Origin of the sequence: Serratia nevei (genome assembly GCF_037948395.1) — a bacterium.
GTDB classification, from domain to species: Bacteria; Pseudomonadota; Gammaproteobacteria; order Enterobacterales; family Enterobacteriaceae; genus Serratia; species Serratia nevei.
Window position 1 is genome coordinate 2,774,342 of record NZ_CP149940.1, and the last position, 13,455, is coordinate 2,787,796.

General features: G+C 61.6%; 14 protein-coding genes. 7 read left to right on the plus strand and 7 right to left on the minus strand.

Annotated elements, in window-relative coordinates; all coding sequences use genetic code 11:
• Positions 1 to 2: 2 nt before the first annotated feature.
• From pspC to pspA, 3 genes are all read right to left on the minus strand, one after another.
• The gene (gene pspC / locus V8N38_RS13315; protein ID WP_004930552.1) at positions 3 to 362 is read right to left on the minus strand and encodes an envelope stress response membrane protein PspC; all 360 of its coding nucleotides are present in this window, start codon (positions 360 to 362) and stop codon (positions 3 to 5) included.
• Positions 362 to 589, minus strand: a complete 228-nt coding sequence (gene pspB, locus V8N38_RS13320; protein ID WP_039565931.1) for an envelope stress response membrane protein PspB — start codon at positions 587 to 589, stop codon at positions 362 to 364. Before pspB ends, pspC begins: the two co-directional genes overlap by 1 nt.
• A gap of 63 nt (positions 590 to 652) precedes the next feature.
• Entirely contained in the window at positions 653 to 1,318 is a 666-nt protein-coding gene (pspA, locus tag V8N38_RS13325) for a phage shock protein PspA (protein ID WP_025303000.1), read from the minus strand.
• Positions 1,319 to 1,503: 185 nt separating this feature from the next.
• On the opposite strand from pspA, the gene pspF reads away from it, so the two are divergent.
• Positions 1,504 to 2,511: a phage shock protein operon transcriptional activator gene (gene pspF, locus V8N38_RS13330; protein WP_147839897.1), complete on the plus strand. Its 1,008-nt coding sequence runs from the start codon at positions 1,504 to 1,506 to the stop codon at positions 2,509 to 2,511.
• A 193-nt stretch (positions 2,512 to 2,704) separates the two neighbouring features.
• Here the strand turns inward: pspF and zigA are convergent, their stop codons facing one another.
• From zigA to folE2, 3 genes are read right to left on the minus strand one after another with little or no spacing between them, the layout of a single operon-like run.
• Complete coding sequence (gene zigA, locus V8N38_RS13335) at positions 2,705 to 3,892, minus strand: zinc metallochaperone GTPase ZigA (RefSeq protein ID WP_049270860.1); 1,188 nt, start codon at positions 3,890 to 3,892, stop codon at positions 2,705 to 2,707.
• Between the two features lie 10 nt (positions 3,893 to 3,902).
• Complete coding sequence (locus V8N38_RS13340; RefSeq protein ID WP_025303003.1) at positions 3,903 to 4,463, minus strand: carbonate dehydratase; 561 nt, start codon at positions 4,461 to 4,463, stop codon at positions 3,903 to 3,905.
• On the minus strand, positions 4,453 to 5,385 hold the full coding sequence (folE2, locus tag V8N38_RS13345) for a GTP cyclohydrolase FolE2 (protein WP_147839896.1): 933 nt from the start codon (positions 5,383 to 5,385) through the stop codon (positions 4,453 to 4,455). The genes V8N38_RS13340 and folE2 overlap by 11 nt, the downstream gene beginning before the upstream one ends.
• Before the next feature lie 204 nt (positions 5,386 to 5,589).
• Here folE2 and sapA point away from each other — a divergent pair, with 204 nt between their 5' ends.
• The 6 genes from sapA (at position 5,590) to V8N38_RS13375 (ending at position 12,490) form a co-directional block, all read left to right on the plus strand.
• Positions 5,590 to 7,239, plus strand: a complete 1,650-nt coding sequence (gene sapA, locus V8N38_RS13350) for an ABC transporter substrate-binding protein SapA (RefSeq protein ID WP_060418574.1) — start codon at positions 5,590 to 5,592, stop codon at positions 7,237 to 7,239.
• Complete coding sequence (sapB, locus tag V8N38_RS13355) at positions 7,236 to 8,201, plus strand: putrescine export ABC transporter permease SapB (protein ID WP_004930575.1); 966 nt, start codon at positions 7,236 to 7,238, stop codon at positions 8,199 to 8,201. The genes sapA and sapB overlap by 4 nt, the downstream gene beginning before the upstream one ends.
• Positions 8,188 to 9,078 carry a putrescine export ABC transporter permease SapC gene (gene sapC / locus V8N38_RS13360; protein ID WP_060418571.1) on the plus strand — a complete coding sequence of 297 codons (891 nt, stop codon included), beginning with the start codon at positions 8,188 to 8,190 and terminating at the stop codon, positions 9,076 to 9,078. The genes sapB and sapC overlap by 14 nt, the downstream gene beginning before the upstream one ends.
• Positions 9,078 to 10,070 (plus strand): putrescine export ABC transporter ATP-binding protein SapD, encoded by a 993-nt coding sequence (gene sapD, locus V8N38_RS13365; RefSeq protein WP_019452674.1) that lies wholly within the window; start codon positions 9,078 to 9,080, stop codon positions 10,068 to 10,070. The genes sapC and sapD overlap by 1 nt, the downstream gene beginning before the upstream one ends.
• A gap of 1 nt (position 10,071) precedes the next feature.
• Positions 10,072 to 10,884, plus strand: coding sequence for a putrescine export ABC transporter ATP-binding protein SapF (sapF, locus tag V8N38_RS13370; protein WP_033648455.1), 813 nt, complete (start codon positions 10,072 to 10,074; stop codon positions 10,882 to 10,884).
• Positions 10,885 to 11,305: 421 nt separating this feature from the next.
• A complete protein-coding gene (locus V8N38_RS13375; protein WP_147839895.1) occupies positions 11,306 to 12,490 on the plus strand; it encodes a CMD domain-containing protein in 1,185 nt (394 codons plus the stop codon).
• Between the two features lie 43 nt (positions 12,491 to 12,533).
• On the opposite strand, the gene V8N38_RS13380 is transcribed toward V8N38_RS13375, so the two are convergent.
• A complete protein-coding gene (locus V8N38_RS13380) occupies positions 12,534 to 13,439 on the minus strand; it encodes a LysR family transcriptional regulator (protein ID WP_147839894.1) in 906 nt (301 codons plus the stop codon).
• Positions 13,440 to 13,455: the final 16 nt, after the last annotated feature.

Here is a 13,455-nt window from a genome sequence, read left to right on the forward strand (position 1 = left end):
GGTTACAGCTTGCGGAAACGGCTCTGTACGCCGAAGGTATCGGACGTCACGTAGCGCTCGACCTGGCGCAGCTGCTGCTCGCCGCTGCCCAGCTCATACTCCAGCTGATCGAGCAACTGGCGCGGCGTCTTCTGATGCTCGCCTTCGAAACGGCTGGCCGGCGCTTCATCCAACACGAACACCAGCGCGATATAGGCCACCAGCGTGAAGAAGAACAGCCCGAAGAACAGCGACAGCACCACCATCACGCGGATCAGGCGCACCGGCACGTCGAAATAGTGGGCCAAACCGGCGCAGACGCCTTTCACCATGCCTTCTTCGGGAACGCGATAAAGCTTTTTACTGCCCAGCGTCGTGCTCATCAGGACTGTCTCCAGTTCGGGTGTTCCGTATCGAGGATCTCTTCCAACGCCTGAATGCGTTCACGCATGCGTTTGGCGTCTTCCGCCAGCTGCGCCAGGCGCTGCATTTCTTGCTGACTCAGCTGGATGCCGGTCTGTTGCCGATTGCTGTAATGCAGCCAAAGCCAAATCGGCGCGACAAACAGCACGAAAATTGTCAGCGGAATGGCAAGTAATAAAGCACTCATTGTTATTCCTTCTTATCGGGTCCTGGATAGGCGGCCACCTCCGGCGTGTGGCCGCGGTTCGCCTTACTCTGAGCGGTTCATTTTGGCTTTCAGCGCCGCCAGTTGCTCACTGATGGCGTCGTCGGCCTTCAGTTCGGCAAACTCTTGGTCCAGCGACTTCTTTTTACCGATGCTGATGCTTTCCGCCTCGGCTTCCATGTGGTCGATACGGCGCTCGAACTGTTCGAAACGCGCCATCGCCTCATCCAGCTTGCCGCTATCGAGCTGGCGGCGCACGTCACGGGAAGAAGACGCGGCCTGATGACGCAGCGCCAGCGCCTGCTGCCGCGCGCGGGTTTCGGTCAGCTTGTTTTCCAGCTCGCCGATTTCGCTCTTCATGCGCGCCAGCGTTTCTTCTACGGTCGCCACTTCCTGCGTCAGCGTGGCGATCAGATCGGCCACCTTTTGTTTTTCGATCAGCGCCGCACGGGCCAAGTCTTCTTTATCTTTGCGCAGCGCCAGTTCAGCTTTTTCCTGCCAGTCGCTTACCTGGTTTTCACCCTGCTCGATGCGACGCAGCAGCTGCTTTTTCTCCGCCAGCGCGCGCGCCGACGTAGAGCGAACTTCAACCAGCGTGTCTTCCATCTCTTGGATCATCAACCGCACCAGCTTCTGCGGATCTTCCGCCTTGTCCAGCAGGGTGTTGATGTTGGCGTTCACGATGTCGGCAAAACGAGAAAAAATACCCATAATTCACTTCCTCTTGGTTCTGATGGCGTCTGAAGCGCCGCGTTAAGTCGTACAGCTTGCCCAAAGATATAATCAAAACCCGTGCCAACTTTTATATTATTGAAAAGTAACGAATATTATTTTTTTGACTCTCTGCGCGCTTGCTGTAGAGTGATTATTTTCACCAAACATTGGCGAATTTCATCATGAACGAACAGCCAGAGAATTTGTTGGGCGAGGCAAACGCCTTTGTCGAAGTCTTGGAGCAAGTCTCCCAGGTCGCCAAGCTGAACAAGCCGGTGCTGGTGATCGGCGAGCGCGGCACCGGCAAGGAGCTGATCGCCCACCGTCTGCACTACCTCTCCAACCGCTGGCAAGGGCCGTTCATCTCGCTTAACTGCGCGGCGCTGAATGAAAACCTGCTGGATTCCGAGCTGTTCGGCCATGAGGCCGGCGCGTTTACCGGCGCGCAAAAGCGCCATCTGGGGCGCTTCGAGCGCGCCGACGGCGGCACGCTGTTTCTCGATGAGCTGGCGACCGCGCCGATGCTGGTGCAGGAGAAATTGCTGCGGGTGATCGAATACGGCCAGCTGGAGCGCGTGGGCGGCAGCCAGCCGCTGCGGGTGGATGTGCGCCTGGTGTGCGCCACCAACGACGATCTGCCGGCGCTGGCGGCGGCGGGCAAGTTCCGCGCCGATCTGCTGGATCGGCTGGCGTTCGACGTGGTGCAGCTGCCGCCGCTGCGCCAACGGCGGCCCGATATCATGCTGTTGGCCGAGCATTTCGCCATTCAAATGTGCCGCGAGCTGGCGCTGCCGCTGTTTCCCGGCTTTACCGAGCATGCCAGGCGAACGTTGCTCGAGTATGGCTGGCCGGGCAACGTGCGCGAACTGAAAAACGTGGTGGAACGCTCGGTTTATCGCCACGGCGACAGCGACAGCCCGCTGGACGACATCGTCATCAACCCGTTTGCGCCACGCGAGACCACGCCGGTCGCGCCCGTTCCTGAAGACGCCGGCGCGTTACCGCCGCTGCCGCTGGATTTGAAACACTGGCAGCTCGAGCAGGAGAAGGCATTGATCGAAGCGGCGCTGCGGCAGGGGCGCTTCAATCAGCGCAAGGCGGCGCAGCTGCTGGGGCTCACCTATCACCAGCTGCGCGGTATGCTGAAAAAGCATGCGCTGCTGCAAAACGGCGAAGCGGACGAGGAATAACAGGCAAAAAAAAAGCCAGCACCCGAGCTGGCTTAAAAAACACTGGAAGCAATGTGAGCAATGTCGTGCCTTCCACATCAGAGCCGCAAACTGTGGCCTTCCGTGAACTGCCAGGCGATGATAATAGTTATCAGTATCGTCTGTAAAGCACTTTGTTGAGAATTTTTCTCATTACCACACGAAGATTGCGCAATTACCACTCAGGGAACGGGTCTGCCATGTCCAGCCAATAGTCCACGCCGGCGGCCATTTCATCGTCGCTCAGCAGGCAGTCGTCCAGCAAACGCACGATCGTCGCCTGCTGCAAATGCTGGCCGATAAACACCAGTTCCTGGCGCATATCGCCGAACGGCTCCACCCATTTTTCCTGAATGTGCGCCCGCGCTTCGGGATCCTGCGGCCAATTATCTTGCGGAATGGCGCGCCAAAAGGTGCCCGCGAGGCCGTAGTGGGCGATGCCCCCTGCCTGGCTCCACTGCCCGGCCTGCCGCGGCCGCGTCGCCAGCCAGAAAAAGCCTTTCGAGCGCAGCAGCTTGCCGCCGCCCCAGTCGCCGTTGATCACGCGGTAAAACTTGTCCGGCGCAAACGGCCGCCGCGCCTGATAGACGAAGCTGCTGATGCCGTAGTTTTCCGTTTCCGGCACGTGTTCGCCGCGCAGCTCTTTCAGCCAGCCGGGCGCCTGCTGCGCCTTTTCAAAGCTGAAGCTGCCGGTATTCAGCACCGCCTCCAGCGGCAGTTTGCCCGGCGCGATCGGCACAATGCGGGCATCGGGGTTCAGGCTGGCCAGCAGCGCCATCACTTCGCCTTGCTGGGATGGCGTCAACAGATCGGTCTTGCTGACCAGGATCACGTCGCAGAACTCAATTTGCTCAATCAGCAGATCCGCCACGCTGCGCAGATCGTCCTCGCCCAGGCTTTGGCCGGCCTCCTGCAGGCTTTGCGCCTGCTGGTACTGCTGGATGAAATTCACCCCGTCGACCACCGTCACCAGGGTATCCAGCCGGGCGAACTGCGACAGGCTTTCGCCCTTTTCGTCCTCAAAGGTAAAGGTTTCCGCCACCGGCAGCGGCTCGGAGATGCCGCTCGATTCGATCAGCAGGTAATCGAAACGCCCGTCCTGCGCCAGTTCACGCACCGATACCAGCAGGTCTTCGCGCAGCGTGCAGCAAATGCAGCCGTTGCTCATCTCCACCAGCTTCTCTTCCTGGCGATCGAGATGCACTGCATTTTCCACCAGCGCGGCGTCGATGTTCACCTCGCTCATGTCGTTGACGATCACCGCCACGCGCATGCCCTGCCGGTTGTTCAGGATGTGGTTCAGCACCGTGGTTTTGCCGGCGCCGAGAAAGCCGGAAAGCACGGTCACGGGAAGTTGTTTCATGAGAGCCTCATTAAAATTCATTGCGTAATGCCTGGTAACCGCGCACCAGCTCAACGTTGGTGGCGGCCACTTCTTCCGAAAACTGCAGCGCGCCGCGATCGACCTGGCGATAGCGCGACAGGTCGCTGTCCGGCCCTACGCGCTCGGTCGAGGGGATATAGCGGTTTTCAGGCAGCGTCACGCCGTCCACCACCGCGTTGTAACGCACCACGCAGCCGGACTGGATATGGCAGTTGAACAGCACGCTGTTGAAACCGATAAACACCCGATCGTCGATGCGACACGGGCCGTGGACGATGGCGCGGTGGGCGATCGAGCTGTAACGGCCAATGGTGACCGCCGCCCCGCTCTTGGAGTGGATCACCACGCCGTCCTGAATATTGGAGTGCGAGCCGATGACGATCGGCTCCATGTCGCCGGCGGCGTTCAACTCGTCGGCGCGGATCACCGCATAAGGGCCGACGTAAACGAAATCTTCGACGATCACCCGGCCGCAAATAATGGCGGTGGGGTCGATGTAGGCCAGCGGCGAGACCTGCGGCAGATGGCCGCTGGGATTTTTACGCAGCATGATTTTCTCCCCGCCAGCTCAACTCCGCCACCGCATTGTGGGCATGCAGGCTCTCCTGATGCTCGACGCGCAGCGAGAAGGCGCGGTAATCGCACTGGCTGCGCAGCATGCGATACAGACGGCGCGCCGCATCTTCGCAAAACATCAGGTTCTGACCGTTGGCCAGCGCGAAGGCCTGTTCGTCGCGGCGTTTCACCAGCGTTTGTACCGGCGTGCCCAGCGCGTGTTCGATGCGGTCGATCAATTTCACCGGTTCGAACGCCCGTTCATTCTCGGGCGTCACGGTGACCCAGGCCCAGCTGCGCTGGCTGTGAGGGGTGGCCGGCATTCCCTGCTCCAACAGCCACTCGCTCACCTGGCGTTGGCTGACCCGCTCCGCCGCCTGTTCAAAATCAAACTGAAACTGTTGCTGCGCCAACTGACGGCTGAGCGCCGCCGAACTCGGGCAGGTAGAGGAGTAAGGCACACCGACGGTCAGCGCCAGCGTCAGCGTCAGCGTGTTCCTCAGGGTCGCCTCGATGCGCAGCGGGTAAGCCTTCCAGCCGCGCTGCGGCGACAGCAACGCCGGGCGCGACAACAGCAGCTCGCCGCCGATCGCCAGTTTGGCGCGATCGCTGTGTTCCGGCTGCGAATCCAGAAAGGCCTGCAGCGTTCGGCCGATGCGCTGCGGCGTCAGCTCGCCCTGCGTCAATTCATCCAGCGCCAGATACAGGCGCGACATGTGAATACCGCGTTCGCCCGCCGCTTCGGCGCGCAGGTTGATGCCGGCGTCGACTGTGGCCATCAGTGGCTTGCCGGCCAGCTCCAGCGGCAGTGCGATCCCTTGCATCCCGACCCAATCGAGCCCGACATCACTCATTTCGCCGCGCCATGCCTGAGCGTCCGGCAGCGAACGGCGTGGTGGAAGTGCAACTTCGTTCATACATCCCCTTGCGTTATTGTGACTTTGCCGGGGAACGGTATCATGATTTTGTTATGTTATAACATATCAAATCAGATTTTTTTCACGCCGTTGGGCGGCCTGATTAATCAAGTAGCAGAAAACTCAGCGATTTTGCTCAATGGATTGGGCTGCCGGTCAGAGTGCGATACACTAACGCTATTGCTGATTAACCCATGAGCCCCTATGCGTGGTTTACCCCTTTGGATAGTGTCGTTGTGCTTTACCGGCTCCGCCTTGGCCGCGACAACACCGCCCGCGCCCGCCGCGGCGCCGCTGCCGGACATTCGCCAGAGCGGCTTTGTCTATTGCGTCAGCGGCATACTGAATACCTTTAACCCGCAAATGGCCAGCAGCGGCCTGACGGTGGATACCCTGGCCGCCCAGCTGTACGATCGTCTGCTGGATGTCGATCCCTACACCTACCGGCTGATCCCCGAGCTGGCGCAAAGCTGGGAAGTGTTGGACAACGGCGCCACCTACCGTTTCCATCTGCGCAAGGACGTGCCGTTCCAGACCACCGCCTGGTTCACGCCCACCCGCAAGATGAACGCCGACGACGTGGTGTTCAGCTTCGCGCGCGTATTTGACCAAAAGCACCCGTATCACGACGTCAACGGCGGCGAATACCCCTATTTCGACAGCCTGCAGTTCGGCGATTCGGTGCAGAGCGTGAGAAAGCTCGACGACTACACGGTTGAGATCCGCCTGCAGTCGCCGGACGCCTCGTTCCTGTGGCACCTGGCGACCCACTACGCGCCGGTGCTGTCCGCCGAATACGCCGACACGCTGACGCGCGAAGGCCACCAAGAGCTGATCGACCGCGAGCCGGTCGGCAGCGGCCCGTTCCTGCTCAATGAATACCGCTCGGGGCAATATATTCGCCTGGCGCGCAACGCAGCCTACTGGAAAGGCCTGCCGCGCATGCCGCAGGTGGTGATCGATCTGGGCGCAGGCGGCACCGGCCGCCTCTCCAAGCTGCTGACCGGCGAATGCGACGTGCTGGCCTATCCGGCGGCCAGCCAGCTGTCTATCCTGCGCGACGATCCGCGCCTGCGCCTGACGCTGCGCCCGGGGATGAACATCGCCTACCTGGCGTTCAACACCCGCAAACCGCCGCTCGACAACCTCAACGTGCGCCAGGCGATCTCGCTGGCGATCAACAACCAGCGGTTGATGCAGTCGATCTATTACGGCACGGCGGAAACCGCCGCCTCAATCCTGCCGCGCGCCTCCTGGGCCTATGACAACGACGCGCACGTCACCGAGTACGATCCGGCCAAATCACGCGAAATGCTGCGGCAGGCCGGCGTCGGCCAACTGAACCTGAAGCTGTGGGTGCCGACCGCCTCGCAATCTTACAACCCGAGCCCGCTGAAAACCGCCGAGCTGATCCAGGCCGATCTCGGCCAGGTGGGCATCAACGTCACCATCGTGCCGGTAGAGGGGCGCTTCCAGGAGGCGCGCCTGATGGAGATGAACCACGATCTGACCCTGACCGGCTGGGCCACCGACAGCAACGACCCGGACAGCTTCTTCCGGCCGCTGCTGAGCTGCGCGGCAATCCGTTCGCAAACCAACTATGCTCACTGGTGTGACCCGGGCTTCGACGAGGTGTTGCAGAACGCGCTGTTGTCGCAGCAGCTGTCTCAGCGCATCGACAACTACCGTAAGGCGCAGAAGATCCTCGAGCAGCAACTGCCGGTGCTGCCGCTGGCCTCTTCCCTGCGGCTGCAGGCCTACCGCTACGACATCAAGGGATTGGTGCTGAGCCCGTTCGGCAACGCCTCGTTCGCCGGGGTGTACCGTGAATCCGCGCCGGAGGTGAAAAAGTGATTATCTTTACCCTGCGCCGCATTCTGCTGCTGCTGATCACGCTGTTCTTCCTGACGCTGGTCAGCTTCAGCCTGAGCTATTTCACGCCGCGCGCGCCGCTGAACGGCGCCGCCCTGCTGGACGCCTATCAGTTCTACTTCGTCAGCCTGCTGCACTGGGACTTCGGCGTCTCCAGCATCAACGGCCAGGCGATCAGCGAACAGCTGCGCGAAGTGTTCCCGGCTACCATGGAACTGTGCCTGCTGGCCTTCGCCCTGGCGCTGTTTATCGGCATTCCGCTGGGCATCATCGCCGGCGTGCTGCGCGGCAAATGGCAGGACACCGCCATCAGCACCTTCGCGCTGCTGGGCTTTTCGATGCCGGTGTTCTGGCTGGCGCTGCTGCTGATGCTGTTCTTCTCGCTGCACCTGGGCTGGCTGCCGGTTTCTGGCCGTTTCGACCTGCTGTATCAGGTGAAGCCGATCACCGGTTTCGCGCTGATTGACGCCTGGCTGTCGGACTCGCCGTACCGCGCCGAGATGATCGGCAGCGCCCTGCGCCACATGATCCTGCCGATCGCCGCGCTGGCGGTGGCCCCCACCACCGAAGTGGTGCGCCTGATGCGCATCAGCACCGACGACGTGCTGAGCCAAAACTACATCAAGGCCGCCGCCACCCGCGGCCTGTCGCGCTTCACCATCATTCGCCGCCACGTGTTGCACAATGCGCTGCCGCCGATCGTGCCCAAGCTGGGGCTGCAGTTCTCCACCATGCTCACGCTCGCGATGATCACCGAAGTGGTGTTCAGCTGGCCGGGCCTCGGCCGATGGCTGATCAACGCCATTCGCCAGCAGGACTATGCGGCGATCTCCGCCGGCGTCATGGTGGTCGGCACGCTGGTGATCACCATTAACGTCCTGGCCGACATTCTGGGTGCAGCAACCAACCCGCTGAAACATAAGGAATGGTATGCCCTTCGATAACGTATACCGCGAGAAAAAGATGCCGAGCCCGCTGCGCTACACCTGGCGGATTTTCTACGGCGACGCGCTGGCGATGATCGGTTTTTACGGCGTGATCGCCCTGCTGCTGCTGTCGCTGTTCGGTAGCCTGCTGGCGCCCTACGCGCTGGATCAGCAGTTCCTCGGTTATCAGCTGCTGCCGCCTTCCTGGTCGCGCTACGGCAACGTGTCGTTCTTTCTCGGCACCGACGATCTCGGGCGCGACATCCTCAGCCGCCTGTTGACCGGCACTGCCGCCACCTTCGGCTCGGCGCTGGCGGTGACGCTGGCTGCGGCCTTCTGCGGGGTGATCCTCGGCGTGTTCGCCGGCGTCACTCACGGGCTGCGCTCGGCGGTGCTCAACCACATTCTCGATACCCTGCTGTCCATTCCCTCGCTGCTGCTGGCGATCGTGGTGGTGGCGTTTATCGGCCCCAAACTTGAACACGCCATGCTGGCGGTATGGCTCGCCTTGCTGCCGCGCATGGTGCGCACCATCTACAGCGCGGTGCACGACGAGCTGGATAAAGAATACGTGGTGGCTGCGCGGCTCGACGGCGCTTCCACGCTGCAGATCCTGTGGTACGCAGTGATGCCGAACATTGCGGCGGTGCTGGTGACCGAGTTCACCCGCGCGCTGTCGATGGCCATTTTGGATATTGCCGCGCTCGGCTTCCTCGATCTCGGCGCGCAGCTGCCTTCGCCAGAATGGGGAGCGATGCTCGGCGATTCGCTCGAGCTGGTGTACGTCGCGCCCTGGACGGTGATGCTGCCCGGCGCGGCCATCCTCGTCAGCGTGCTGCTGGTTAACCTGTTAGGCGACGGTATGCGCCGCGCAATCAATGCCGGGGTGGAATAATGCCGTTACTCGATATCCGCAATCTGACGATTGAATTTATGACCGCCGAAGGGCCGGTCAAGGCGGTCGATCGCGTCAGCATGACGCTGACCGAGGGCGAGGTGCGCGGCTTGGTGGGCGAATCGGGCTCCGGCAAGAGCCTGATCGCCAAAGCCATCTGCGGCGTAACCAAAGACAACTGGCGCGTCACCGCCGACCGTTTCCGCTTCGACGACATCGATCTGCTGCAGCTGAGCCCGCGCGAGCGGCGCAGGCTGGTGGGCCACAACGTCTCGATGATTTTCCAGGAGCCGCAGTCCTGTCTGGATCCTTCCGAAAGCATCGGCCGCCAGCTGGCGCAGGCCATTCCGGGCTGGACCTACAAGGGCCGCTGGTGGCAGCGCTTCAACTGGCGCAAACGCCGCGCCATCGAACTGCTGCACCGCGTCGGCATTAAGGATCACGACGACATCATGGGCAGCTTCCCGTACGAGCTGACCGAAGGTGAGTGCCAGAAAGTGATGATCGCCATCGCGCTGGCCAACCAGCCGCGCCTGCTGATCGCCGATGAGCCGACCAACGCCATGGAGCCAACCACCCAGGCGCAGATTTTCCGCCTGTTGGCGCGCCTCAACCAGAACAACAACACCACCATTTTGCTGATCAGCCACGATTTGCAGATGATGAGCAAGTGGGCCGACCGGGTGAACGTGCTGTACTGCGGGCAAACGGTGGAAAGCGCCCAGTGCGAAGAGCTGCTGGCGGCGCCGCACCACCCTTACACCCAGGCGCTGATCCGCGCTATGCCGGACTTCGGCCGCTCGCTGCCGCACAAGAGCCGGTTGAACACGCTGCCGGGTGCCATTCCTTCGCTGGAACACCTGCCGATCGGCTGCCGCTTGGGGCCGCGCTGCCCTTACGCACAGAAGAAGTGCATCGAAACACCACGCCTGCGCCCGGTCAAAAACCACTTCTTTGCCTGCCACTTCCCGCTGAACATGGAGGAGCAATAACATGGAAACGCTGTTGGAAGTGCGCAACCTGAGCAAAACCTACCGCTACCGCACCGGTCTGTTCCGCCGCCAGCACGTCGAGGCGGTGAAATCGGTCAGCTTTACCCTGCGCGAAGGCCAGACGCTGGCGGTAATCGGCGAGAACGGCTCCGGCAAATCCACGCTGGCGAAGATGCTCTCCGGCATGGTGGAACCGACCGCCGGCGAACTGCTGATCGACGATCATCCGCTGGAATTCGGCGATTATCGCTATCGCAGCCAGCGCATTCGCATGATTTTTCAGGATCCGAGCACCTCGCTCAATCCGCGCCAGCGCATCGGCCAGCTGCTGGACGCGCCGCTGCGGCTGAACACCAGTCTGGAACCCGCCGAGCGCGAGCAGCGCATCAACCAGACATTACGCCAGGTCGGCATGCTGCCGGATCACGCCTACTACTATCCGCACATGCTGGCTTCCGGGCAGAAACAGCGCGTCGCGCTGGCGCGTGCGCTGATCCTGCAGCCGAAAGTGATCGTCGCCGATGAGGCGCTGGCCTCGCTGGACATGTCGATGCGCTCGCAAATCATCAACCTGATGCTGGAGCTGCAGGAAAAACACGGCATTTCCTATATCTATGTCACCCAGCACCTCGGCATGATGAAGCATATCAGCGACCAGGTGCTGGTGATGCACGAAGGGGAAATCGTCGAGCGCGGCAGCACCGCCGAGGTATTGGCGGCGCCGCTGCACGAATTGACCAAGCGACTTATCGCCAGCCACTTCGGCGAGGCGCTGACCGCCGACGCCTGGCGACGCGACGGCGGGCGTTTCTGAGCCACGGCTGTACATGCAAACCCGCTGCGGCGGGTTTTTTATTGCCGCGCGTGCCTGCCGCTTAGCGAGAAAGCGCACATACAAATTACATTCTTGTTATATATCCTTATATTTTATTCCTTTCAGTTATTGATTAGTCCGTAACATTATTTTATCTCGCCAGGGCGATCGGTGAGGATATCCCCTACGTTGAGCCTCTCATACGACAGGATATCGCACTGATGAACAGCCTTCGCCATCGCCGCCTCACGCAGTTTCTGCTCACGCTGGCCGCCGGTTTCTCTGTTTACGGCCACGCGCTGTGCTGCGATGAGCTGCGCTAAATCTACCTTTCGCCCCGCCTGCGGGCATGTTGACTCTTTGTCCAGCCGCCGCTGCCGCACGCACCGGTGGCTGTTGCTCATGATTAAGGATTGACCCTATGGAACGACTCCGTCGACAACATAATGCCCAGTGGTATCACGAAACCCAAAGCAGCGTGCGGGGCGATGCACCGCTGGAGCCACAGGCGGCTACCCTGCGCGATCGTTTTCTGCTGGGGTTGGGCGCCTTCGCCGATGAAGCGTTAAACGCTGCGCTCGGCGCCCGCGCCGGGGTATTCAACGCCTCGCTGGCCAGTTACCACGCCCTGTTTCCCGACCAGGTGTCGCTATCACGATACGTGACATTGTCACCCTATGATCGACTCAGCACCGCGCTGACCGTCGCTCAGGTGACCGGCGTGCAGTCGCTCTGTAGCCACTACGCCGCCCGCCTCGCCCCGCTGCACAGCCCGGACGCCTCCCGTGAAAGCAATATCCGCCTCGCCCAGATCACCCAATACGCCCGCCAGCTCGCCAGCCAGCCCACGCTGATTTGCCGCAGAGCGCTGCAGCAGCTTGGCGACGTCGGGCTGAGCCCGGCGGATATCGTCACCTTTTCGCAAATCATCGGTTTTGTCAGCTACCAAGCGCGCGTGGTGGCGGGCGTAGCGGCGTTGGCCGGCCGACCGGCGGTGGTAGTGCCCGGTTTCCCAAACGTCGAAGACGCCGATGGCGTCGCTTTCAGCACCGAAGAGTTAAGCTGGACTGCGCGCCTGCCGCCAATCGACACGGAAGCCGCCGCCGCCGAACAGCTTGACGTGCTGGATCAGAGCCACCCGCAGGCGCGCGCCGAATCTTATTACCTGCTGCTGGCGCACGATGCCGCCGCACTGCGTGAGCGCAACGGCGTGTTTAACGGCATCAATGCCGAAGGATATGGGTTGTCGAGCCGATTGAAAGCGCTGGCGACGCTGGCGGTCTCGCGCATCAACGGCAGCCGCTACTGCGCGGCCACGGTGGCGCATGAATTGCAGGATGACGGACTGACTCAGGCGCTGTTCGCCGGACTGCCTCAGGGATTGGCGTTTACCGAGGACACGGTCAAACGCGCGGTGATCCACACCGCCGCCGAGCTGACGCGCGCACCGGAGAAATTCACCCCGCAGAGCGTGCAACCGTTGTTCAACAGCGGTCTGAATCAGGCACAGGCGCTGGAAGTGATCCTCACCGCCGCGCTCTACGCCTGGGAAAATCGCCTGCGCCAAACGCTGGGCGATGCCGAATCTTTCATCGCCGCCGACTGAAGACCGCTACGCGGCCTGATTACCGGCCGTGATACGCCGCGTTTTAGACATTCTGCTGACGCAGCCACTCGCTGGCGGCGTCGAAGAATTTTTGCGCCAACGGCGTGGCGCGCTCTGCCATATCGACCACCACCGCCGCATGACGCGGCATGGCACCGATGGCCACCGGACGGCGCTGCAACGCCGGCATCAGCGGCGATTGCAGCTGGCCGCGCGGAAACAGCCCGCAGCCCAGGCCGACGAAAATCCCCTCCAGCAGTTGGAAGATCGAGGCGGTTTCAAGCCGCGTGTGCAGCGTCAACCCGGCGTCGCGGAAGTGTTGATCGAGATAGCGGCGGAAATAACGCGTCGGCTCGGCCAGGCACAGCGGCAAAGCGGCCACCGCCTCCAGCGGCAACGGCGTATCGCCCACCAGCTTCGGAAAGTGTTGCGGATGAAATACCAGCTCGACGCCGGTTTCCACCAGCGGTTGCGATTGGAAGTGCAGCTCCTTTAAGGTCGACAGCTCGAAAAAGCCGATGCCGATGTCGACGGTATGCGCCGTCAGCGCCTCCAGCAGCTGATCGGCGCTCAGCACCGCCAGCCGGTAATCGAGATGCGGGTAACGCTCGCTGACCGCATTGAGCATTTCCGATACCGAGATACTGCACTGCGGCACCACGCCAAGGCGCAGCGTGCCGTGCAAGCCGTGCTTGAGCGACTCCACCTCCAGCTTCAGCCCCTGGTAAACCGAGACGATCTCACGGGCCCACGCCAGCACCCGCTCGCCTTCGGCGGTAAAACCGCCGAAATGGTTGCCGCGGTTAATCAGCGAAACACCCAGCTCTTTTTCCAGATTTTTCAATCGCATGGATAGCGTCGGCTGGCTAACGAAGCTGGCCTCCGCCGCCCGGCCGAAGTGACGTTCTCGTTCTAAATTACACAAATAAATCAGTTGTTTAATATCCATAGCGCGGCTCAATGAT